Raw genomic sequence first — 23955 nt, forward strand, 5'->3', positions numbered from 1 at the left:
ACCGCTGCTGGTCGGTTTGCGACAGGCAACTGCCGTGGTGCACCAACAAGAAAGGCGAACCGATGAAAAAGTTTTGGTACCTCCCCATCGCAGCAGTAGCAGGTGCGGCGAGTCTTACGATGTGGGCCCAGGCGAATGCGGGCCCGCCCGCTCCGGTCTCTCCCGGAGTAGTGGTGGCCGACGTGCAGTCCGGCAGCGGCACCGCCAAACCCGGGGAACAGCCGGCCCTGCGTGCCACTCCGACGCCCACGCCCAGCATCACCGCGGTACCTGACCATACGGCCCCGGAGACACAACGCATCCAGGTTGAACTGCAGACGCATCCCCCGCTGCAACCGACCCACAGCCCTACCCGCGGCGTGGGCGACGACAAGGGCGGACTGCGGCCGGACGGGGTTTCCGACGACGGCCCCCTGCACGACCTGGGAGACGACAAGGGCGGGCTCAGGGACGGCAGCGAGTCCGACGACGGCCCGGGCGACGACAGAGGCGGTGACCGGTAGACCTTGGGATGACACCAAGCTTTTCCCTAGAACATCCCTGCACCATGACCTTGTTCAGCCGACTCGACTGGGAAGTCGGCGCTACTGGGGAGCATGTGCAGGATGAAAGCGATACGACGCGGGTCAGCGCATTCAGGACAGCAGAGAACCGGCGGAAGGGGCATTAGGGCCCTGGCAGCATCAGGAGCAGTGGCTTTGGCCGCCTCCATGGGACTGCCGCCGCTCGCGGCCCATGCCGTGCAGGCCCCTGTGGGTGCAGGGTTCACGGTGACACCTTCGGACTTGTCCTTCATCCTGAAGCAGATCAAGATCGCCGAGGCGCACGTGGCCAACACCACGTCCGGGACCGGGCCCTGCGGTGCCCTGGTGGGACCCGGCCCCAACCAGCTTGCCAGCCCGCTGCTGTCCCACGGGCTGCGCACGGTTGATGGAAGCTGCAACAACCTCCAGCAGGGCCAGGAGACCTTCGGCGCGGCGGACCAGGTGTTCCCGCGGCTGGGATCCAAGTCGTTCGGCGACGCTGAGAGGGGCTCCTTTGGCGGTCCCCCCGTCGCCACGAGCTACACGCAGAAGTCCGGCAGTGTCTTCGATTCGCGGCCGCGAACCATCAGCAATTTGATCGCCGACCAGACGTCAACCAACCCGGCCGCTGTGGCCGCCGCCGGGTTCCCGGCGCGGACCCAGGGCAATGAGGGCGTGGTGCCCTGCGCCGTCGACCCGGATCCGGAGGCGGTTCCTCCCGTTGCTGCCGAGCCGGACGGCTGCGTCCCCTCGCACAACACCCTGTTCATTCCCAACGTAACCACCGACGTCGGACTCTCACCGCCCTACAACTCCCTTTTCACCCTCTTCGGCCAGTTCTTTGACCATGGCATCGACCAGACGGTCAAGGGCGGCGGCACCGTCTATGTTCCGCTCAAGGCCGATGACCCGCTGATCGCGGGGCCGGACCACGTGTTCGGCAACGCGGATGACCTCAATCCGCACATGCGCTTTATGGTCCTGACGCGCGGCATGAACCAGCCGGGCGCGGACGGTGTCCTGGGGACGCAGGACGATGTCCAGGATGCCCTGAACACCAACTCGCCCTGGGTAGACCAGAGCCAGACGTACACGTCCCATTCCTCCCACCAGGTGTTCCTGCGCGAGTACGTCAAGAACGCAGCCGGGCAGCCGGTATCGACGGGTGCCTTGCTGGGCGGCCCGGCAGGCACGCCCGAGGCCGGCGGCATGGCCACCTGGGCCACCACCAAGACGCAGGCCCGGGAGCTGCTCGGCATCCAGTTGCTGGACAAGGACGTCCTCAATGTCCCCATGCTCGCCGCCGATGCCTATGGGAAGTTCATCCCGGGCCCGAAGAACGGGCTCCCGCAGTTTGTCACGAGGTCCGGACTGGTCGAGGCAGACCGAGCCGCGAACGGTGGCCTGGGAACTCTGGTACCGCAGGACGTGCTGTATTTCCACACTCCGTTCCTGACGGACATCGCGCACAACGCCGACCCGTCGCCGCAGGACACCGACCACAATCCGGCAACACCGCGTGTCGCGCCGGTGCCGGATGCAGACACCTCCGCGTCTGCAGATTTCATGAGCCAGGCTCCCGGCACGTACGACGACGAAATGCTGAACGCACACTTCATCGCCGGCGACGGCAGGGTCAACGAGAACATCGGGTTGAGCGCCATCCACCAGGTTTTCCACTCCGAGCATGACCGTCTGGTGGAAGATATCAAGAGAGTCCTCAGCACCGACACGTCCACCCGGGGCGTTGCGGCCCTGCCCGAGTGGAAGCTTGCCACCGGGGCAGACGGCTGGAACGGCGAACGGCTTTTCCAGGCCGCGCGGTTCATCGCGGAAATGGAGTACCAGCACCTGGTCTTCGAGGAGTTCGCCCGGAAAATCCAGCCGGCGATCAACCTCTTCGAACCCTTCGCCTTCTCGCAGACGGACATCAATCCCGCGGTCAACGCCGAGTTCGCCCACGCCGTGTACCGGTTCGGCCACTCGATGCTGACGGAGACCATTTCCCGCCGGAACGAGGACGGCCCGGGTGCCGACGGCGTGTGGGGGAATTCCGACGATGTCCGCGGCTCCCAGAACGATATCTCCCTCCTGGAGGGCTTCCTGAATCCGCCCGAATACACCGACGGCGGCCCCGCCGGGCCGCTGACCTCCGAGGAGGCCGCGGGCAGCATCATCATGGGAATGTCGGACCAGGTCGGGAGCGAACTGGACGAGTTCGTCACGGATACGCTGCGGAATAAGCTGCTGGGACTGCCCATGGACCTGGCCGCGATCAACCTGACCCGTGCCCGGTCGGAAGGCTTGCCCACGCTGAATGCGCTGCGCCGGGAACTGCATGGCGCCACGAACGACAGCCAGCTCAAGCCGTACACCAACTGGATCGACTTCGGCGAAAACATCAAGCACCCGGAGTCGCTGGTCAACTTCGTGGCCGCCTACGGCAAGCATCCCTCCATCGTGCAGGCCACCACCCTTGAGGCCAAGCGCACGGCGGCCCGGCTGATCGTCAGCCCGGACACCCTGGCCGGTGAGGTTGCGCCGGAGGACGCCGTGGCGTTCATGAACAGCATCGACGGCTGGGCCAACAACGGCGCCGCCTCGACCACCGGGCTCGATGACATCGACCTGTGGATGGGCGGCCTGGCCGAACGGACCAACCTGTTCGGCGGCCTGCTCGGCAGCACGTTCAACTACGTCTTCGAGAGCCAGATGACCGATCTGCAGAACGGTGACCGGCTTTACTACCTGGCCCGCACCCCCGGGATGAACCTGATGGCGCAGCTCGAAGGAAACTCCTTTGCGGAGATCATCATGCGCAACACCAATGCCCAGGCGCTGAAGGCCGACGCATTTGCCACTGCCGACTGCAAGTTCGAGCTGAAGAACCTGGCCGGAACTCCGGAAGGTTTCGCGGCTTCCGGCAATACCGTGGCGGACGATCCGGTGTCGGAGTGCAACGAGGCAGCATTGCTGATCCGCATGCCCGACGGCACCATCAAGTACCGTGCTTCGAACTCGGTGGACCCGGCCGGCATCAACGGCCAGGCCGTGTACAACGGATCCAGCAATGCCGACCGCATCTACGGCGGAGTGGACAACGACACCATGTGGGGCGGCCTTGGCAACGACGTCATCGAAGGCGGTGACGGCGCCGACACCGTCCTGGGCGGCGACGGAAACGACATCATTACCGACCTCGCCGGGGACGACATGCTGAAGGGCGGGCCGGACAATGACGCGATCGACGGCGGCCCGGGCCTGGACATCCTCATCGGCGGGGACGGCAGGGACTTCATCAACGGCGGTGCGAACTCGAACGAGACGTTCGCCGGTGAAGATGACGACTTCGTGATTGCCGGTGAAGGCCTGGACGCCGTCTTCGGCGGCGGCGGGAATGACTGGGTGGAAGGCGGCGACAGCCCCGACCTCCTGATCGGCGACTCCAGCAACCTGTTCTTCCTGGACGACTCGCAGAAGCCCGGCAATGACATCCTCATCGGGCAGGGCGGCGACGACGACTATGACATGGAGGGCGGCGACGACATCGGCATTGCCGGCCCCGGCGTCGAAAAAGTGGCGGGCGCGTCCGGCTACGACTGGGAGATCGGGCTCTTCGATCCCCAGCCTCAGGACGCCGACCTCGAGCTTCCGATCGAGCCGCTGGACATCCTCCAGGTTGGTGTCCGGGACAGGTACAACGAGGTGGAAGCCCTCTCCGGCGGCCCGCTCAATGACGTGCTCCGGGGGGATGACATCATCCCGAGCACAAGGGGCGGTGGCGGCTTCATCGGCTGCGACGTCCTGGACCAGGCCGGCGTGGACCGCATCGCCGGGCTCAACCAGCTCATCCCGTCCCTTCCGACGCCCCTCGCCGACGTCGTCAACGCATCCGCATCCCAGGAATGCCCCGTGCTGAACGGGCCCCAGGTCTGGGGCGAAGGCAACATCCTTCTCGGCGGCGGCGGCGACGACGTCCTCGAAGGCCGCGGCGGCAACGACATCATCGACGGCGACCGCTACCTGAGCATCCGGCTCAGCATCCGCACCAACGCTGCAGATGCGTCCACGGAGATCGGCAGCGCCACCTCGATGACCGCCCAGTACCAGCGCAACGCCGACGGCGCCCTCACCGGACCCACGCTGCAGCAGGCGGTATTCGCAGGGACCGTGGATCCAGCCAACATCATCGTGGTGCGGGAAATCCTGAGCTCCGCCGAAGGGACGGACAGCGCGGTCTTCTCGGACCTCGAAGCCAACTACACCATCACCACCACCGGCGGCGACGGCACCATGGGCTCCCCTGGCTCTGTCACCACAGTCACCCACAACGGCGGTGAGGACGGCACGGACACCCTTCACAACATCGAAACCCTGGTCTTCGGCGACGGGCTCGACGACGGTGAAGGGGACGGGGTGGAGGATGAGGATCCCGTAGACGTGGACGACGACGTGGACGAAGTCGAAGACGGCGTCGACGGCGGAACCGACGACGGGACTGAGGACGTGACCGAGGACGTGACCGAGGACGAGGTCGACGAAGGGACCGACGACGGGACTGAGGACGTGACCGAGGACGTGACCGAGGACGAGGTCGACGAAGGGACCGACGGCGGAACCGACGACGGTGCCAACGACGGCGTGGACGTCATTCCGGGCGATGGCGAGGTTGTGGTGATCGTTGACCCGGCGCCGGGTACGGATCCAGCTCCCAACCCCGCGCCCGTGGATCCCGCTCCGGCCAACCCGAACCCGGCACCAGTGGATTCGGGACCGGTGGACCCGGCACCCCTCGATCCCGCACCCGTCGATCCCGCACCCGTGGATTCGGGACCAGTGGACCCGGCACCTGTCGATCCCGCACCCGTGGATTCGGGACCAGTGGACCCGGCACCCGTCGATCCCGCACCGGTCAACCCGGCACCTGCGAATCCCGCACCCGCAGGCTTCCTCGTCCGGACCGTCGATTCCAACGGTAACCAGGTGGGTGCCATCCAGGCTGCTGAGAACGGCGCCTCGAGGATGGTGGTCCGTGGCCTGGAGAACGGTGCAGCATACCGGTTCCAGGTTGCCCCCGCCGGGGAAGGCGAACCCGTCTTTTCCGAGCTGAGCAAGCCCGTCACCCCCGGCGCCACAGCCGAGGAACGCACCAGGGCTAACCAGCGCGGCACCGTGGAGCGGGATGCGGAAGCACCCCTGGCAGCCGCCGGACAGGACCAGCCGCCGGCTACGGGCAGTGCACCTTTCGGGGGCACATTCGGCACGGTGGCACCGATTGCCCTCGCGGCCCTGGCCGGGTACGTTTCCACCGGTCCCGGTGCCGTGGTCGCGGCCATCACCACCGGCGGCCTCCTGGCTGCTGCCGCCTTGTTGGCGTACAAGGTGCTCCGGTATCGGGCCTACGCCAGGAAAGCACTTGCCAACTCGGATGCAGGTCCAAAACCTGAGTAAGTCCGCATAGTCCACGGCATCTTCGCCAATGCCAGGTGTGACCTGCCAGCCAACAGGCTGTGCAGGTCACATCTGGTTAACCCCGCTGCGCAACAGTCCCTGCACTCGGGCCCCGCCGGTGTCAGCGGGCGGGAAGTGGGTCACCGGCCCGCTCCGGCACTTCCACCGGACCGGGTGCGTCACTCCGCCTGGCGGCTGCCGCGGCGAAGGCCATCACTGCCAGGCCCAGGAGCGTGATGCCCGCGCCGGCCCAGATCGGCGAAGTGTAGCCGAGCCCCGCGGTGATGGTCACCCCGCCCAGCCACGCACCCAACGCGTTGCCCACGTTGAATGCACCGATATTGGCGCCGGACGCCAGCGTGGGCGCAGTGCTGGCATACTTCATCACCCGCATCTGCAGTCCGGGAACAGTGGCGAAACCGAAGCCGCCCATCAGGACCAGGGAGGCAACCGTCAGCACCTGGTTACCGGCCGTGAGCGCGAAAGCCACCAGAACGGCAACCAGGACGGCGAGCACCACCAGCAGGGTCCGGTCCACATTCCGGTCGGCGGCCTTGCCGCCCAGGGTGTTGCCGGCAAAGAGGCCAACGCCAAACACAATGAGCAGCCACGGCACGGTGGTGGCAGCAAAACCGGACACTTCGGTCAGTGTGTACGCAATGTAGGTGAAGGCCCCGAACATGCCGCCGAATCCCAGGATGGTCACTGCGATGGAGAGCCAGACCTGCCCCGACCGGAAGGCCTGCAGCTCCCGCCGCAGCCCGCCCGCCTGCCCCCTGGTGCCGGCGGTGGCAGGAACAAGTGCCAGGATCCCGGCGAGCGCCACCACGCCAATCACGGTAATTGCCCAAAAGGTGGCACGCCATCCGGCAGCCTGGCCCAGCAGGGTCCCGAACGGAACGCCCAGGACGTTGGCTGCGGTCAGGCCGGTGAACATCAGGGCAATGGCGCCTGCCTTCTTCGCGGGCGCCACCATGTCCGCCGCCACAACGGCACCTATGCCGAAGAAAGCGCCGTGGGCAAGGGCTGCGATAACCCTGCCAAGCATCATGGGCCAATAGTCTGACGCCGTTGCGGACAGCAGGTTCCCCACGATGAACAGGACCAGCAGGGCGGCCAGCACGGGTTTCCGGTCGAAACGGGTCACCGCTGCCGTCAGCCCCAGGGCGCCCACCACCACGGCCAGTGCGTAGCCCGAGATGAACCACCCCGCCGATGCCTCGCTGACACCGAAGTCGGCGGCCACCTCGGGCAGCAGCCCCATGATGACGAATTCCGTGAGTCCGATTCCGAACCCGCCGAGGGCAAGGGCCAGTAAACCAGTAGGCATGCGAATGCTCCTTTGAGCTGTACTCGGTACGGGAAGGCGCCTAAGATAGTTGCAGACGCGGTATTTATTGTTGCATGCGCAAATAACCAGCGCAAGCAACTATCGAACCACAACCGGTGCGCGGCCTTCCGTGGCCGCCCGTTCAAGGAGCATTGTCATGGGCATCAAGGACGACGCCGTCGAGGTCCGCGCGCAGGGATGGCGGACCCTGGCGGCCCTCCACGGACTGATTGAGAACGAACTGGAGCGGTCACTCCAGGCGCACTCGAAGCTGTCCGTTGTGGAGTACACGGTCCTGGACGCACTCAGCCGCCAGGATGGCTGGCACATGCGCATGCAGCAGCTCGCCCGGGCCACCGCCTTGAGCCCCAGCGCCACAACCCGGCTGGTCAACAGGTTGGAGGACAGGGGACTCCTGACGCGGATTCTTTGCGACGACGACCGGCGCGGAATCTACACCGAACTCACCTCGAGCGGCATCAGCCTTCTCGAAAAGGCCAGGCCGGTTCATGACGAAACCCTGGAACGCGCGTTGGCCGGGGCGCTGGACATCCCCGAACTGGCACCCCTCGTGGACGCCCTGCCAAAGCTGCACGTCCGGGCCTGACACACAAACACGAGTGCCCCTTCGAGACTGGCTCAAAGGGGCACTCGTCCGTCCCGTGCTGTGCGGTGGCAGCGGTTAGAAGCTGCGGCCCACTGCGGCTTCAGGCTTCTTTCCCGCCACGTTTTTGAAGTAGTGCTCCAGGTCTTCCAGGCTCTTGTCCTTGGTCTCCGGGACGTACTTCGCGGCGAAGGCGATGGCGCCGACGCCCAGGACGGCAAACACGAAGAACGTGCTGGAGAGTCCGAGGGCGGCCAGGAGCTGCGGGAAGCCAAAGCCCACCAGGAAGTTCACGATCCACAGCACGAACGCGGAAGCACCCATGCCCAGGCCGCGCATCTTGAGCGGAAAAATCTCGGAGAGCATCAGCCAGGTAACCGGAGAGATGGCCCCCTGCTGGAACGCGAGGAAGGTAACCGTCAGCGACAGGATGACGAAGCCGCGGGCGACGCCCTCGGGCAGGATCAACGAGAACAGGCCGATCAGCAGCAGGGCCGACGTCGTTCCCACCTGGCCGGTGATCAGCATGCGGCGGCGGCCCACCTTGCCCAGCAGCCAGATGCCCACGAACGTGGCAAGCACCGAGATCACGCCGTTGGCGATGTTGGCCGTCAGCGCCGCTTCCCGGCCAAAACCTGACTGTGCCAGGATCTGCGTGCCGTAGTACATGATGGAGTTCACGCCGGTAATTTGCTGGATAACGGCCAGTCCCAGGCCCACAAAGAAGATCCGGCGGAGCCACGGGAGGCCGAGGTCCTTCCACGAACCCATCTTGGACTTGTAGTCCTCAACGGCCATCGCCTTGACCTCTTCGAACTCCGTCCGGGCCTCGGCCTGTGAGCGGATGCGTTGCAGCACGCTGAGGGTTTCACCGAAGCTGCCCATCGATGCCAGCCAGCGCGGGCTCTCCGGCATGAAGTTCATACCGATCCACAGTGCGATGGCGGGGAGCGTCGCGATCACCAGCATCCAGCGCCAGATGCCGCCGGATTCCCCGAAGGTATTGCCAAGGTAGGCGTTGAAGATGAAGGCCAGCAGCTGCCCGGTGACGATCATCAGTTCGTTTTGGGTGACGATCCGGCCGCGGCGGGCGCTTGGCGATACTTCGGCGAGGTAGACGGGCACGGTGACGGACGCGCCGCCGACGGCGAGGCCCAGCACGAACCGGGCGGCGATCATCACCTCGGTGTTGGGGGCGAAGGTGCAGGCCAGCGTTCCCACCAGGAAGATGACCGCAAGGACCATGATCATCTTGCGCCGTCCGTTGCGGTCCGCGAGGCGGCCGCCGAAGAGGGCACCGAACGCTGCGCCGAACAGCAGCGAGGACGTCACCAGCCCCTCGGTCAAGGGAGTCAGCCCCAGGTCCTCCTGCATGTAAGGCAGGGCGCCGTTGATCACGCCGGTGTCGTAGCCGAAGAGCAGGCCACCGAACGTGGAGATGATGGTGACGGTCCGGAGCGCTTTTTTGTGGTTGGGGGGCTTCGTTCCAGTTTCCGCAGGCACAGGACCGCTCATTGGCTGACCTTTTGGATGTACTGCTTCATCGCATCCAACTGGTAGCGGGAGACGTCCTCGGCGTTCTCGTCCTCGGCGAAGACGCTGGACACCATCACGGTGTCGTCCCTGTCAAGGAAGCCGATTTCCTTCAGGCCGCCGAAGAACTCGTCCCAGTTCACGTCGCCGTCGCCGATTTTCAGGTGCTGGTGGACGCGCACGGGGTTGCCCGGCGGGTTGGTGATGTAGCGCAGCCCGTGTGAGGCGTGATGGTTCATGGTGTCGGCCACGTGCACCAGGCGCAGCTTATCCCCTGCCGCCCGCATGATGTCCAGTGGCTGGTTCTTCATGTGGAAGCTGTGCGATGCCACATACACCATGCCAACGTTCTTCGAGTTCAGGCCGCGGATCACGCGGATGGCGGCGAGGCCTTCTTCAACAAAATCGTCCGGGTGCGGGTCGATCAGCAGGTCGATGCCCTCCCGCTCGATGATGGGCAGCAGTTCCTCCATGGAGCGGTAGAAGGCCCGCTCGGACTCCTCCGCCTTCTCCGGGCGCCCGCTGAACTCGGTGTTCATGGTGCTGACACCGAGGTCCACGGTGATCTGGATGGCACGCTTCCAATAGCGGACCGCCGCCTCCCGGGCATCCTCATCCGGGCCGGACCAGCGCAGCACAGGCAGGACGGATGCGATTTCGATTCCCGCATCCCTGCAGGCCTTGTTCAGCTGGCCCACCAGTTCATCATCCGCTTTGGGGTGGTTGTAGAAGGGGATGAAGTCCGCGTGCGGGGTCATCTGCATGTACTTGTAGCCGAGGTCCGCAACCACCTTCGGGAACTCGAGCAGGCTGTGCGAGTGGTGGAACGGGGTGGGGTCAAGCGCGATTTTCACGTAAAACACTCCATTGTGGATCAGTTATGGGAGGAGCCGCGAAGGGGACGGACTTTTCCGCCCCCTTCTCCTGCATCTACTTGTACAGGTCGGGCTTGGCGGCCAGCTTCACAGCCACCTTTTCGCCGTTCTTCTGCGCCTCAACGCCGGCTTCACAGCAAGCCGCGGTGGCGTAGCCGTCCCAGGCGGTGGGACCGCCGATTTCGCCGCGAAGTGCGGCATCCACCCATGACTGGATTTCGACGTCGTACGCGGCACCGAAACGTTCTTCGAAGCCGGGGGTGACGTTGCCGCCCCAGCGGCCGGCGCTGCGGGTGTAGGGGCCCTTGTCGCCGCCGATGCTGACGACGCCCTCTTCGAAGGAAGCCTGGGTGGCCACTTCGTAGCCGAACTTGGCATTGACGTAGATCTCGACGTCGGCCAGGACGCCGGACTCTGTCTCAAGCAGGACGTGCTGGGGATCGTGCTGTCCGGAGGGCGCGTTCTTGGTGGCCTTGCCCAGGCGGACCTGGATGCTGGTGATCTCCTCGCCGGTGAAGAAACGGATCGCGTCGAACTCGTGGACAACGGAGTCGTTGATCAGCATCTCGTTCGTGAAGCCCTCGGGCGTGGTGGGGTTGCGGTGCTGGTGGTGCAGCATGAGCAGCTCGCCCAGTTCATGGTCGCGGATGATCTTGCCCAGCGAGGCGTACTCTGCGTCGAAGCGGCGCATGAAGCCCACCTGGATGCGCTTGTGGCCCAGTTCAACCTCGGCCTGGACAATCTTCCAGGAGGACTCGGCATCCGGCGTGAGGGGCTTTTCGCAGAGGATCGGGATGTCCTTCGCGATCGCCTTGAGCAGGATGTCCTCGTGCAGGAAACCGGGCGTGGCGATGAGCACGGCGTTGACGTCGCCGTTGTTGAGCGCTTCCTCGGCGTCGGCCAGGGCCACGGCGCCCGGGATGCCTTTGATGGCCGCTTGGGCACGGGCCAGGTCGACGTCCACGACGGCGGCAACTTCGGCTCCGTGGATGCGTGTGTGGAGCCGCTGGATGTGGTCGGCGCCCATGCGTCCGGCGCCGATGACGGCTACGCGGAGGGTTTCAGTCATTGTTCAGTCCTTTTGAGTGTCTGTGGCGGGGGTTAGCTGACGGCGGTACGGGAGCCGCAGGACAGCAGGTAGTTGCGCGTGCGCTTGGCAATGGGCATGGGAACGTCGAAGGCGACGGGGTACATGTCCTGCTCCACGATGCCGAAGATGGGGCGGTTCAGCGCTTCGACGGCTTCGATGACGGCTCGGAGGTCCGGCAGTCCGTTCGGCGGTTCGGTCATGACGCCGGCCAGGTTGGCGGCCGCCCAGGTCATGTTTTCCTCGTTGACTTTCTTGAGGATCTCCGGGTTGATTTGCTTCAGGTGCAGGTAGCCGATCCGGTCCGGGTAGTTCTTGATGAGTTCGAGGCTTGAGGCGCCGCAGTATTCAGCGTGCCCCGTGTCCAGGCACAGGTTCAGGTACTGCGGGTCCGTTGCGCCGAGCAGCGTTTCGATGTCCTCCTGGGCGCCCACGTGGGAGTCGGCGTGGGAGTGGAACTGCTGCTTCAGGCCGAAGTCCTCCAGCAGGGTCTTGCCCAGGCGGTTGTGTCCGGCGAACAGGTCACTCCAGGCCTTGTCGCTGAGCGTGCCGCTTTCCACGGCTTCGCCGGTAACGTCATCGCGCCACATGGCCGGGATCACCACGATGTGCTCGCCGCCCATGGCTGCCGTCAGTTCAGCCACCTTACGGGCCGGCTCCCAGGCGGTTTCCCACTGGTCCAGGCCACGGTGGAACGCGGTAAACACGGTGCCGGCGGTGACCTTGAGGTCGCGCTGCTTCAGTTCCTCTGCGAGGCGGGTGGGGTCGGTGGGCAGGTAGCCGTACGGGCCAAGCTCGATCCACTTGTAGCCGGACTCAGCCACTTCGTCGAGGAAGCGCTCCCAGGGCGTCTGCTTGGGGTCGTCCGGGAACCACACACCCCAGGAGTCCGGAGCCGTGCCGATGATCAGTTTGTTCTCAGTCATTGGACGTTCCTTAGTTGGACGGGAAGTTGTAGGAGGCGCCGGAGGCGTGGTGGGTTTCGGGCCAGCGGGAGGTGATGACCTTGCCGCGGGTGTAGAAGGAGACGCCTTCGGGGCCGTAGATGTGCTTGTCACCGAAAAGCGAGGCTTTCCAGCCGCCGAAGGAGTGGTAGGCCACCGGCACTGGGAGGGGCACGTTGATGCCGATCATGCCGACGGTGACGGAGCGCTGGAACTTGCGGGCCGCGGCTCCGGAGGAGGTGAAGATGGCGGTGCCGTTGCCGTAGGGGTTGGCGTTGATGAGCGAGATCCCGTCCTCGAGGGTGTCGACCCGGACCACCACGAGGACGGGTCCGAAGATTTCCTCGGTGTAGGCGGTCATTCCGGTCTTGACGTGGTCGATGACGGTGGGGCCCACCCAGAAGCCGTCTTCGTGGCCGGGGATCACCAGATCGCGGCCGTCCACCACCATGGCGGCGCCGGCCTGTTCTGCTTCGGTGACGATCCTGACGATGCGTTCCTTGGAGGCGGGGGTGATGACCGGGCCCATTTCGGCGTCGGGGGCGGTGCCGTTGTTGACCTTGACAGCCAGGGCGCGTTCTTCGACCTTCTTGACGATGAGCTCCGCGGCGTCCCCGACGGCGACGGCGACGGAGATGGCCATGCAGCGTTCGCCGGCGGAGCCGAACGCTGCGGCGGCCAGGTGGTCTGCGGCGTTGTCCAGGTCCGCGTCGGGCATGACAATGGCGTGGTTCTTGGCCCCGCCGAGGGCCTGGACGCGCTTGCCGTGCTTGGTGGCGGTCTCGTGGACGTACTGCGCGATGGGAGTTGAACCGACGAAGGAGATGCCGTCCACGTCCGGGTGGGTCAGCAGCCCGTCCACGGTTTCCTTGTCACCGTGCAGGACCTGGAATACACCGTCGGGCAGTCCTGCCTGCTTCCACAGCTTTGCCAGCAGCATGGACGCGGAGGGGTCGCGTTCGGAGGGCTTGAGGATGAAGGCGTTGCCGGTGGCGATGGCCATCGGCGCCATCCACAGCGGAACCATGACGGGGAAGTTGAACGGCGTGATGCCGGCAACAACGCCGAGGGGTTCGCGGAAATTGAAGACGTCGATCCCGGTGGAAACCTGGTCGGAGTAGTCGCCCTTGAGCAGCGTCGGGATACCGCAGGCATATTCGATGACTTCCAGGCCGCGGCCGATTTCACCCTTGGCGTCGGAAAGGACCTTGCCGTGCTCGGCCGTGACCAGGGCGGCCAGTTCGTCGACGTGGGCAGCGACGAGTTCCCGGAATTTGAAGAGCACGGCGGTGCGCTTGGCCAGGGAGATGTCGCCCCATGTATCGGCGGCCTTGCGGGCGGCGGCAACCGTGGCGTCCAGGTCGGCACGGTTGGCCAGCCGCAGCTCCGCGCTGATCTGCCCGGTGGCAGGGTTGTAGACGGACGTGGTGCGGTCACCCTCCCCGGCAGTTTCGGCGCCGTTGATGAAGTGGTGGATCGTGGTGGTCTCAGTGGTGGTGGCAGTCATGGGGACTCTTCCTTGAGTATGGGGTGTGGGTTAGCCGAGCAGTTTGCGCTGGCGGTTCTTGTGGCCGGTGTAGGTCTGGAAGGCCTGTTTCGTGGAGTCCAGTTCGGAGACCTGGGAGACCGGGACGTCCCACCAGGACTCGGAGCTTGGAGCGTCCAGCAGGGGATCGGATTCGACGTGGATCAGGATGGGGCCGCCGCGCTCCGGCGCTGCCTTGGCATCGCGGATGGCCTGTTCGAGTTCGGCGATGACCTTCTCCCCCGGATCGATCCGGATGACCTTCACGCCCAGGGACTCGGCGTTCAGGGCCAGGTCCACAGGGAGGGTTTCGCCCTCGTCGAAGCTGTGCTGTTCCTCGTTCAGCGCCCGGTACTGGGTACCGAACCGCTGGGAGCCGAGCATCTCCGAGAGTGAGCCGATGGAGGCGTAGCCGTGGTTCTGGATCAGGACCACAATCAGCTTGATGCGTTCGGCGACGGCGGTGACCAGTTCGGTGTGCATCATCAGGTAGGAACCGTCCCCCACCATGACGACGACGTCCCGCACCTCGGCGGTTTCCGTCCCGCCGGTGCCGCCTGCCGCCGTCGTCCTGGCCGCCTCAGCGAGGGCCGCGCGCTTCACGCCGAGGCCGCCCGGGATTTCGTAACCCATGCAGGAGTACGCATACTCCACGTGGTAGCCGAACGGGTCCCGGACCCGCCACATCTTGTGCAGGTCCCCGGGCAGAGACCCGGCCGCGCAGATCACCACGTCCCGGGCGTCCATGGCGCGGGAGGTGGCGCCGATGATCTCGTTCTGCGCCGGCAGCGGGGTGTGGCGGGTGTCGAAGGCCTCGTCCACGGTGGCATCCCAGTGCTTCTTCTCAGAAGCCACCGTCTGTTCCAGGTCGGCGCCCACGCGGTAGCCGCCCAGGGCTGCGTTGAGCTTGACCAGTGCCTTGCGGGCGTCGGCGACGATGGGAAGCGTGGTCCCGTGCTTGTAGGCGTCGATCGGTGCGACGTTGATGTTGATGAAACGCACGTCAGGGTTCTGGAACGCCGTGCGGGACGCGGTGGTGAAGTCCTCGTAGCGCGTGCCGATCCCGATGATCAGGTCCGCCTCGGCAGCGATGGCGTTCGCCGCCGTCGTCCCCGTGGAGCCAATCGCGCCAAGGGAGAACGGGTGGTCCCAGGGCAGGACGCCGACGCCGGCCTGGGTGTTGCCCACCGGGATGCCGGTCAGCTCGACAAACTTCGCGAGTTCCTCGTTGGCGTAGGCGTACAGGACGCCGCCGCCGGCGATGATCAGCGGCCGTTTCGCGGCCCGGATGGCCTCGGCGGCGCGGGCGATGTCGTCGTCGTCCGCGTCCGGGCGGCGGATCCGCCATTCCCGTTCTGCCAGAAACTCCTCCGGGACGTCGAAGGCCTCGGCCTGGACGTCCTGCGGCAGCGAGATGGTTACGGCGCCGGTCTCGGCGGGGTCGGTCAGGACGCGCAGGCCGTGGTGGAACGCGGAGAACAGCTGCTCGGGCCGGTTCACGCGGTCGAAGAACTTGGACAGCGGCCGGAACGCGTCATTCACCGTCAGGTCGTAGGCGTGGGGCTGCTCCAGCTGCTGCAGGACCGGGTCCGCGGCACGGGTGGCGAACGTGTCACTCGGCAGCAGCAGTACCGGGAGGCGGTTGGTGGTGGCCAACGCGGCGCCGGTGAGCAGGTTCGAGGAGCCCGGGCCGATGGAGGTGCTGACCGCGAAGGTCTGGCGGCGGCGGGTGTGCCGGGCGTAGCCCACGGCCTGGTGGACCTGGGCCTGTTCGTTCCGGCCCTGGTAGTACGGCATGATGGCCGGGTCCAGCTGCTGGTACTGCTTCAGGGCCTGGCCCACCCCGGCAACGTTGCCGTGCCCGAAAATGCCGAACGTTCCCGGGATCAGCCGCTCACGGTAGGCAACCCCGTTGATGGCATCGACCGTGTACTGCTTCGAAAGGTACTCGACGACCGCCTGCGCCACCGTCATCCTGCGTGTTCCTGTTGTTGTTCCCATGGGAAGCTACTCCGATACTTCTGCGGTGTGGTGAAGAAGGGAAGCGGCCGTGGCGACAGCGCCGGCCACATCCCCGTCCTGGGGGTAGAGCAGGGTGCGGCCCACGGTCAGGCCCTGCACACCCGGCAACGCCAGGGCCGCCTGCCAGCTGGCAAAAACCTCGTCCTGGGTACCGGCCGGATCCCCGCCCAGCAACACGGTGGGCATGGTGGTGGCGGCCATGACGCGTTCCATCCCGGCAACCACGGGCAGCTTCATCCAGGTGTAGGCGCTGGTGGAACCGAGGCCTTCGGCGATTGCGATCGATTTGATGACCGCGTTGGTGGACAGGTCATTGCGGACCCGCCCGTTTTCGCGGACGGAGAGGAATGGCTCCACCATCGCGATCAACTTGCGCTCCGCCAGGGAATCGATGGCCCTGGCCGTGGCCTCCAGGGTCACCACCGTGTCCGGGTCCCCCAGGCAGATCCGGGTGAGCATCTTGCCGCCATCAGCACCCAGGGCTTCCAGGGCGGCAGCGGTGTGGCCGGTGAACCGGTCATCGAATTCGTTGACCAGTCCGGACAGCCCGCCCCGGTTCATGGAACCAAAGACCAGCTTGCCCTCCAGCGCGCCCAGCAGCAGCAGGTCATCCATGATGTCCGGAGACGCCAGGACACCGTCCACGGCGGGGTTGGCCAGCGCGATCTGCAGCCGGTCCAACAGCTGGCGGCGGTCCGCCATCGCCACCGGGTCCGAACCCACAGAGAGTGCGCCACGGGCGGGGTGGTCAGCTGCCACGATGAAATTCTGCCGGCCGGACTTCACGCCGGGATGGCGGCGGCGGGACGCGGCGGCACGGGCCACTGCGTCCGGGTCCTCCAGCCGGATGACGCTCAGGTGTTCATAGCGGCGGGGATCGTCGTTGACAGCCTGGTTGGCGGCGATAGGGGTGAGGGTCACAGTGCTGCTCCTTCGGTGGCAAGCTGGGCAGCGGCATCAGGAACAGGGGCGCCGGGAACAGTACCCGGAACCGGTCGGCCGCGTTCGGCCAGCAGTGAGGTGACCTCATCCGGCGTCGGCATGGCATCCGCGCAGGACACGCGGGAGGCGACAATCGCGCCGGCGGCGTTGGCGTAGTCCAGGACCTGGGCCAGCGGCCAGCCGGACAGCAGACCATGGCAGAAGGCGCCGCCGAAGGAGTCGCCTGCGCCCAGGCCGTTCACGGTTTCCACCGGGACCGGGGCGGACACCACCCGCTCGGTGCGGGTCTTGGCCATCACGCCGTCAGGGCCGAGCTTGACGACGGCGATCTCGACGCCGGCGGCGAGCAGCCGGTCGGCCTGCTCATCGGGCGTGCCCTCACCGACGGCGACGGCGCATTCCTTGTCGTTGCCGATGGCGACCGTCACGTGCGGCAGGATCCTGGCCACCTCCGCGCGGGCCTCTTCCTCCGACGCCCAGAACATCGGCCGGTAATCCAGGTCCAGGATGGTGAACTGCCCCTCGGCCAGGCGGGTCCGAGGACGTGCCTCATGCGCTGTAATGTGCGCACTGCGGCTGGGCTCCTGGCACAGGCCGGTCACGGTGGACCAGAAGATCCCCGCCTCGCGGATAGCGTCCAGGTCCAGCTCGGAAGCCTGGATCTGCAGGTCCGGCGCTGTGGGAAACCGGCCATAGAAGTAGAGCGGGAACTCGTCCGTCGCCGGCTTGATGGCACAGAAGGTGACCGCCGTAGGGTACTCCTTCACGGGAGCGACGAAGGAATCGTCGACGTTGAACTTGTGCAGTTCCCGGTGCAGGTACTTGCCGAAGGCGTCGTCCCCGGTACGGGTGATCACGCCTGCGCGGCGGCCGTGCCGGGCAGCCGCAACGGCGACGTTGGACGGCGAACCGCCGAGGTATTTCCCGAAGGACGAAACGTCCTCCAGGTCCACCCCAATATCGTTCGGGTAGATATCAACGCTGATGCGCCCGATCGTAAGAAGCTCGTGGGTCACGGTGATCGCGGACCTTTCTGGTGTGGAACTCTGGACCTCTGAAGGGCAGGAGCTCCGGGACTGGCAGGCCGTGGTGGAGGCCACAGGGACTACTTTGCCGCAGATTTCATGTCCTGTCAAAGGTTTGTACTGACATACTTACAGGTGGGTTAGAGCGCGCTACTTCAGCCACGCGGCACGTAGTGCCTACTTGCGCGGCACGGCAAGTTCTCCGGTCACATACTGGGCCCGCCCGAACCCGAAGGACCAGTCACCGGCAGTGTTTTCCACGTACCCGATGAAGACATCCTCGCCGGCAACCCCCACGCCGGAAAGCTTCTCGGCCACAGCCGCGAACAGCCGCTGCTTCGCCTCCTGCGTCCTGCCGCCCTGGGTGAATATCTGGATCATCACCACTCCCCCGGTCCGCTCGAACCCGAGACCGGCATCCTGGGCGAAGATCTGCCCCTGCGGATGTTCGGTGAGGATGTGGAAGTAGTCCCGCTCGGGGATGCCATATTCGGCAAGGATTGCGTCATGGATGCCGCGGCTCAGCCGCTGCAGCTCCTCTGCACTGCGTCCTTCATTCACATCGATACGTACAAGTGGCATTTTTGCTCCTCCGGAAGTTTGTCCTGACATACTAACAATATCTGGAACCGCGCGACAAGGCCGAGAGGTCTTGAAGGACGCTGGATGAAGAAGTATCTTTAAACAACCAATAGGTTGATAAACGATTTAGTTGATTAACAAGAGGCCGCACATGAACTTCGAAAGTACTGCGTTGGACTCGGCCTTTATGGCCCTGGCCGACCCCGTGCGGCGGAGCATCATCGCCCGGCTCAGCCGGGGCCCGGCCACAGTTAATGAGTTGGCGGAACCATTCGAAATTTCCAAGCAGGCAGTTTCGAAGCACATCCAGGTACTCGAGCAGGCGCAACTGGTTACCCGGACCAGGGAGGCCCAGCGCAGGCCCGTCCACCTGAACCCCGCACGGCTGGAGGCACTCACCGCCTGGATCGACCAGTACCGGCTGGTCCGCGAGGAGCAGTTCCGCAGCCTTGATGCCGTGCTTCAATCCAGCGCCGGGCACCACGGCGCCAAGGCAAAGGAAAAGCCATGACCAATCCCCTGAAACTCAGTGTCCCCGAAGGCCTTCCCTTCATCGACTTCGAGCGTGAGTTCGATTTCCCCGTCGCGGACGTATTCCGGGCGCACAAGGAACCGGATCTTATTGCGCAGTGGCTGGGCCCCCGCGGCCTCAAAATGGAGATGGACCACTACGACTTCCGCAGCGGCGGCACCTACCGATACATCCACACCGGGCCCGACGGCGTGGCCTACGAATTCACCGGGGTGTTCCATACGGTCCGTGAAAACGAGTTCGCCCTGCAGACCTTCGAGTTCGGCGGTTATCCGGACGTGGTCAGCCTCGAGTTCATGACGTTCGAGGACCTCGGCGGCGGCCGGTGCAGGCTGCGCGGCCACTCCGTCTACCCCAGTATGGAGGCACGTGACGGCATGGCCCAGTCCGGCATGGAGGGCGGAATGACAGAAGGCTACGAGCGGCTCGACGAGCTGCTCACCGCTGCCAAAGCCTGACACGCAAAAAGGACGACGACGTCAGGTCACCTCCCACGGGGAAGGTGACCTGACGTCGTCGTACTTTAAACAGCAACGCGGGGTCACTCCGCGCCCAATCCAGAGTGTGGACAGGGCGGGAAGTGACCCCGCGTTGTTGGAGAGAACCTAGAGGGCGGCGAAAACCTCGCGCAGCAGCGTGGCGGTCTCGGACGGCGTCTTGCCGACCTTCACGCCTGCAGCTTCGAGGGCTTCCTTCTTGGCCTGGGCGGTTCCGGCGGAACCGGAGACGATGGCGCCGGCGTGGCCCATGGTCTTGCCTTCAGGAGCGGTGAAGCCGGCAACGTAGCCGACAACCGGCTTGGTGACGTTGGCCTTGATGAAGTCGGCAGCACGTTCCTCGGCGTCGCCGCCGATTTCGCCGATCATCACGATCGCCTTGGTCTCGGGGTCGGCTTCGAACGCAGCCAGGGCGTCGATGTGCGTGGTGCCGATGATGGGGTCGCCGCCGATGCCGATGGCTGTGGAGAAGCCGAGGTCGCGCAGTTCGTACATCATCTGGTAGGTCAGGGTGCCCGACTTGGAGACCAGGCCGATGGGGCCCTTGCCGGTGATGTTGGCCGGCGTGATGCCCACCAGTGCTTCACCGGGGGTGATGATGCCGGGGCAGTTCGGTCCGATGATGCGGGTGACCTGGTTGCCGTCAGCGTCGAGCTTGGACTGGGCGAGGGCCCAGAATTCGGCGGAGTCCTGGACCGGGACGCCTTCGGTGATGACAACCACCAGGCCGATGCCGGCCTCGATGGCTTCAACAACGGCGTTCTTGGTGAATGCCGGCGGGACGAAGACGATGGAGACGTCGGCGCCGGTCTCTGCCATGGCTTCCTTGACGGTGCCGTAGACGTTGATCTCGGCGTCGCCGTGCAGGACGGTGGTGCCGGCCTTGCGGGCGTTGACGCCACCCACAATGTTGGTGCCGGCCTTCAGCATCAGGGCGGTGTGCTTGGTGCCTTCACCGCCGGTGATGCCCTGGACGATGACCTTGGAGTCCTTGTTCAGATAGATAGACATGGTGCGTCCCTTTACTTCGCTGCGTTGGCGAGCTCGGCGGCCTTGTCGGCGCCCTCGTCCATGGTGGCGGCCAGGGTAACCAGCGGGTGGTTGGCCTCGTTCAGGATGCGGCGGCCTTCTTCGACGTTGTTGCCGTCGAGGCGGACTACCAGCGGCTTGTTGGCAGTGTGGCCGAGCTCGGCCAGCGCGCCGACGATGCCCTTGGCCACGGCGTCACAGGCGGTGATGCCGCCGAAGACGTTCACGAACACGGACTTGACCTGCTCGTCGCCCAGGATGACGTCCAGGCCGGCGGCCATGACCTCGGCCGAAGCTCCGCCGCCGATGTCCAGGAAGTTGGCGGGCTTGACGTTGCCGTGGTTTTCACCGGCGTAGGCAACGACGTCCAGGGTGGACATGACCAGGCCTGCACCGTTGCCGATGATGCCCACTTCGCCGTCCAGCTTGACGTAGTTGAGGTCCTGCGCCTTTGCCTTGGCCTCCAGCGGGTCAGCGGCGTCCTTGTCTTCAAGGAGGGCGTGCTTGGCGTGGCGGAATTCGGCGTTCTCGTCCAGCGAGACCTTGCCGTCCAGTGCCACGATTTCGCCGGCGCCGGTCTTGACGAGCGGGTTGACCTCCACCAGGGTGGCGTCTTCCTTCTTGAAGACGTCCCAGAGCTTGAGGATGACGTCGGCCACCTTGCCGCGCAGTTCCTCAGCGAAGCCTGCGGCTGCGACGATTTCGTCGGCCTTTGCCTGGTCGATGCCGATGGCGGGATCGATGGCGATCTTGGCCAGCGCTTCCGGGCGTTCGACGGCGAGCTGTTCGATTTCCATGCCGCCCTCAACCGAGCACATGGCCAGGTAGTTGCGGTTGGCCCGGTCCAGCAGGACGGAGAAGTAGTATTCCTCGGCGATGTCCGCACCCTGGGCGATCATCACCTTGTTGACGGTGTGGCCCTTGATGTCCATGCCCAGGATGTTGGTGGAGTGCTCAAGCGCCTCGTCGGCGGACTTTGCGACCTTCACGCCGCCGGCCTTGCCTCGGCCACCAACCTTGACCTGAGCCTTTACGACAGTAACGCCGCCGATCTTCTCGGCAGCTGCCTTTGCTTCTTCTGGGGTGTACGCCACGATGCCGGCAAGCACGGGTACACCGTGCGCCTCGAACATATCGCGCGCCTGGTATTCAAACAGGTCCACGGTTTAGTGTCCTTCTACGTCGAAGTAGTTTCTGTACAGTCGGGCACCATCGAAGACGATGACCGGGCTGCGGAATTGCACGCACCGGAGGCCTGTTGGAAACGAGCCACGCGGCGTGATGCTCCATGGGGAACTCTAGTCCTTTGGAGGGACCGGGCCGTCCCAGACTACCTCTTATGTGAGTAAGGACACTATTCTATGAGGCGTAGAAAAACCGCGTATTTACGGGGTTTTTGAGGCCTCGGCGGGTGGAGGCGGGGCAGCGTTTTCCGGCCCGGAGATCAGTTCGTAACGCTCCGGGGAAACAAAGAATCCCACGCCGGCGGACACGTTTCCGCATGCCACGCCGCCGTTGTAGGCGGAACACCGCAGCCCGTTGCGTTCGAGGTTCCGGCCCTCCGCCAGGACCGGCAGCTGGGCCAGGGCACCTGCCCTGTTGCCGTTGGGGCCGTAGGTTGCCTCCATTTGTGTGACGCCGGAACGGCACTCACCGTACGTTGCGTTGTCAGGGGTCAGGAAGGCAACGCCGCCCAGGTAGCCGAGCGATGTTCCGGCGCAGTCATCCCTGACGTCGCCGTGGGCGGGCTTCGGGTACCTGGCCAGTTCACAGTGGGCCACGGGGACGATGGCCAGCTTGTTGTTCGCTAAGTCGGTGAAGCTGTTCGTTTCGTAGGGGAGGTTCACATGCTCCCCGCGCGCGGAGGTCAGCGAGCACACAATGCTGCGGTCGTCAGTGATGAAGGAGAGGACGCCCTCAGTGCTGGAAAAATCCTCGGGATTGGCCAACGCCGCCTGTTCCAGCTGGTCCATCGGTGCCGGCGGAGGCGGCGGCACGTAGCCGGGGTCCTCGGTGGTCACGGTGCATCCCGTCGCGGCCGCCAGCACAAGGGCGGCGAGCATCCCCCAAACAGTCCGTCGCATGGCCCCCATTATGCTTCATGCCGGGGTTCACCTGGAGGCGAGCACCCTTTCCACAACGTCTGCCGCGGCCTCGGCCGGATCCTGCCGGGCGAAGTCCTGCCGCATCTGCTGCGCCCGTTCTTTCCACCCCGGCTCCGCAAGGATGGAGTGCACGGCCCTCCGGATCTTCTCCGGCGAGGGGGCCTCGGTCCGCAGGTTGATGCCGGCACCGGCATATTCCACGCGGGCGTTGACATCGCTCTTGCCTTCATTGATGCCGGACACCACCAGCGGAACGCCTTTGGACAGGGCTAACTGCACGCCGCCGAACCCGCCGTTGGTGACGAAGACGTCCGTGGACTCAAAGACGGCGGCGAAGTCCACATAGTCGCGGATGAGGATGTTTGGCTGCGGGTAGCGCCGGTTCAGTTCAACGGTTCCCCTGCCGCCTGTTGCCACAATCACCAGCACATCCATGTCCTTAAGCGCCTCCAGCGCGGGAATGATGAGCTTGTCCTGGTCCGCGTTGTCCACGGTGCCCTGGGTGACCACGATGGTTGTGGAGTATCCGGGCGGCAGCCCTTCCGGTACGTCGGCGCCGGGGCGGCGGTATGGCAGGAGCGCCCCGACGTAGTGCACTTTGGGGTTGGTGTTGCGGCGCGGAAAATCAAGGGACTGCGTGCCTGCCTGAATGACGGCGTCCGAGCACCGGTACGCATCGTCGGTGAGCCTGCCCCTTTTGGGCACGTCCTGGCCGTAGAAGGTGTGCTGGCGCCGGTAGCTTTGGTGCGCAGGGCGGAGGATGATTTTGTCCGACAGCTGACCGGCCAGGATCTGCAGGGCCTTCCCGGCCGGGTTCCGCGGCGGCCGGAAGCCGAAGAAGAGCGGGGGCACCAGCGGATCGCTCTCCATGTTGGGAATCACCGCGACATTCACCACCGGCTTGCCCAGCAGGTGCGACACGAGCCGCTGGACGAACATGGAGCTGTCCACCACCAGGGCATCGAAGGGAAACTCCTGCTGCAGGTCACGGATGTCCTCGAAGAAGTTGCTGATGTTGCTGGCGAAGATCTTTTCGCCGTCGAAGCCGATGGCCCGGGGCCCTTTGAGCCTGGCCCGCTCCGGATACAGCTCAAAGAGGTTGTCGGCGCGGTGTTCGATGGCGCGCTTGAAGGGGATCAGGGGAATCCCGAGGCCCTTGAGCTTTCCCGTGAACACCGGGCCGGTGTACCACCGGACGTCGTGGCCCCGCTCCTTGAGCTTCATGGCCACACCGGTCATCGGATTGAAGTGGCCATCAATTGCCTGGCTCGCGAACAGGATGTTCATGGTCCCACTCCGACCTCGGGTCCCGCTGCTGGGGGAAGTTCCTGAACTGTAGCCGCGAATG

At 65.3% G+C, this 23955-nt stretch carries 19 protein-coding genes; 5 read left to right on the forward strand and 14 right to left on the reverse strand.

What is annotated here, in order from left to right; translation table 11 throughout:
• Positions 1-62: 62 nt before the first annotated feature.
• A complete protein-coding gene (locus ACZ9BC_RS20355) occupies positions 63-503 on the forward strand; it encodes a hypothetical protein (RefSeq protein ID WP_476247521.1) in 441 nt (146 codons plus the stop codon).
• 189 nt (positions 504-692) lie between these two features.
• The gene (locus ACZ9BC_RS20360; RefSeq protein WP_476247522.1) at positions 693-5975 is read left to right on the forward strand and encodes a peroxidase family protein; all 5283 of its coding nucleotides are present in this window, start codon (positions 693-695) and stop codon (positions 5973-5975) included.
• Between the two features lie 121 nt (positions 5976-6096).
• Here ACZ9BC_RS20360 and ACZ9BC_RS20365 read toward each other — a convergent pair whose 3' ends face one another.
• Entirely contained in the window at positions 6097-7305 is a 1209-nt protein-coding gene (locus ACZ9BC_RS20365; RefSeq protein WP_476247523.1) for an MFS transporter, read from the reverse strand.
• Between the two features lie 157 nt (positions 7306-7462).
• On the opposite strand from ACZ9BC_RS20365, the gene ACZ9BC_RS20370 reads away from it, so the two are divergent.
• Positions 7463-7912 (forward strand): MarR family winged helix-turn-helix transcriptional regulator, encoded by a 450-nt coding sequence (locus ACZ9BC_RS20370; RefSeq protein WP_079597804.1) that lies wholly within the window; start codon positions 7463-7465, stop codon positions 7910-7912.
• A 75-nt stretch (positions 7913-7987) separates the two neighbouring features.
• On the opposite strand, the gene ACZ9BC_RS20375 is transcribed toward ACZ9BC_RS20370, so the two are convergent.
• The 9 genes from ACZ9BC_RS20375 to ACZ9BC_RS20415 form a co-directional block, all read right to left on the reverse strand.
• Entirely contained in the window at positions 7988-9424 is a 1437-nt protein-coding gene (locus ACZ9BC_RS20375) for a sugar porter family MFS transporter (RefSeq protein ID WP_476247524.1), read from the reverse strand.
• Positions 9421-10296 (reverse strand): sugar phosphate isomerase/epimerase family protein, encoded by an 876-nt coding sequence (locus ACZ9BC_RS20380; protein WP_476247525.1) that lies wholly within the window; start codon positions 10294-10296, stop codon positions 9421-9423. The genes ACZ9BC_RS20375 and ACZ9BC_RS20380 overlap by 4 nt, the downstream gene beginning before the upstream one ends.
• A gap of 76 nt (positions 10297-10372) precedes the next feature.
• Entirely contained in the window at positions 10373-11386 is a 1014-nt protein-coding gene (locus ACZ9BC_RS20385; protein WP_476247526.1) for a Gfo/Idh/MocA family protein, read from the reverse strand.
• Positions 11387-11418: 32 nt separating this feature from the next.
• The gene (locus ACZ9BC_RS20390) at positions 11419-12330 is read right to left on the reverse strand and encodes a sugar phosphate isomerase/epimerase family protein (RefSeq protein ID WP_476247527.1); all 912 of its coding nucleotides are present in this window, start codon (positions 12328-12330) and stop codon (positions 11419-11421) included.
• 10 nt (positions 12331-12340) lie between these two features.
• Positions 12341-13855: a CoA-acylating methylmalonate-semialdehyde dehydrogenase gene (locus ACZ9BC_RS20395; RefSeq protein ID WP_476247528.1), complete on the reverse strand. Its 1515-nt coding sequence runs from the start codon at positions 13853-13855 to the stop codon at positions 12341-12343.
• Between the two features lie 30 nt (positions 13856-13885).
• Complete coding sequence (gene iolD, locus ACZ9BC_RS20400) at positions 13886-15847, reverse strand: 3D-(3,5/4)-trihydroxycyclohexane-1,2-dione acylhydrolase (decyclizing) (protein ID WP_476247567.1); 1962 nt, start codon at positions 15845-15847, stop codon at positions 13886-13888.
• 33 nt (positions 15848-15880) lie between these two features.
• A complete protein-coding gene (locus ACZ9BC_RS20405) occupies positions 15881-16816 on the reverse strand; it encodes a Cgl0159 family (beta/alpha)8-fold protein (protein ID WP_476247529.1) in 936 nt (311 codons plus the stop codon).
• A complete protein-coding gene (iolC, locus tag ACZ9BC_RS20410) occupies positions 16813-17853 on the reverse strand; it encodes a 5-dehydro-2-deoxygluconokinase (protein ID WP_476247530.1) in 1041 nt (346 codons plus the stop codon). The genes ACZ9BC_RS20405 and iolC overlap by 4 nt, the downstream gene beginning before the upstream one ends.
• Before the next feature lie 186 nt (positions 17854-18039).
• On the reverse strand, positions 18040-18444 hold the full coding sequence (locus tag ACZ9BC_RS20415) for a tautomerase family protein (RefSeq protein WP_476247531.1): 405 nt from the start codon (positions 18442-18444) through the stop codon (positions 18040-18042).
• 151 nt (positions 18445-18595) lie between these two features.
• Between ACZ9BC_RS20415 and ACZ9BC_RS20420 the strand changes: the two genes are divergently transcribed.
• Positions 18596-18955 (forward strand): ArsR/SmtB family transcription factor, encoded by a 360-nt coding sequence (locus ACZ9BC_RS20420; protein ID WP_275729918.1) that lies wholly within the window; start codon positions 18596-18598, stop codon positions 18953-18955.
• Positions 18952-19434, forward strand: coding sequence for an SRPBCC family protein (locus tag ACZ9BC_RS20425; RefSeq protein ID WP_079597815.1), 483 nt, complete (start codon positions 18952-18954; stop codon positions 19432-19434). The genes ACZ9BC_RS20420 and ACZ9BC_RS20425 overlap by 4 nt, the downstream gene beginning before the upstream one ends.
• A gap of 147 nt (positions 19435-19581) precedes the next feature.
• Here the strand turns inward: ACZ9BC_RS20425 and sucD are convergent, their stop codons facing one another.
• The 4 genes from sucD to ACZ9BC_RS20445 form a co-directional block, all read right to left on the reverse strand.
• On the reverse strand, positions 19582-20484 hold the full coding sequence (sucD, locus tag ACZ9BC_RS20430) for a succinate--CoA ligase subunit alpha (protein ID WP_079597816.1): 903 nt from the start codon (positions 20482-20484) through the stop codon (positions 19582-19584).
• Between the two features lie 11 nt (positions 20485-20495).
• Positions 20496-21665 carry an ADP-forming succinate--CoA ligase subunit beta gene (sucC, locus tag ACZ9BC_RS20435; RefSeq protein ID WP_079597817.1) on the reverse strand — a complete coding sequence of 390 codons (1170 nt, stop codon included), beginning with the start codon at positions 21663-21665 and terminating at the stop codon, positions 20496-20498.
• A 222-nt stretch (positions 21666-21887) separates the two neighbouring features.
• A complete protein-coding gene (locus ACZ9BC_RS20440; RefSeq protein WP_476247532.1) occupies positions 21888-22595 on the reverse strand; it encodes a hypothetical protein in 708 nt (235 codons plus the stop codon).
• Positions 22596-22613: 18 nt separating this feature from the next.
• Positions 22614-23894: a glycosyltransferase gene (locus tag ACZ9BC_RS20445; protein ID WP_476247533.1), complete on the reverse strand. Its 1281-nt coding sequence runs from the start codon at positions 23892-23894 to the stop codon at positions 22614-22616.
• Between the last annotated feature and the right edge of the window lie 61 nt (positions 23895-23955).

The sequence above is a fragment of the Pseudarthrobacter sp. TE3704 genome, from assembly GCF_056279405.1.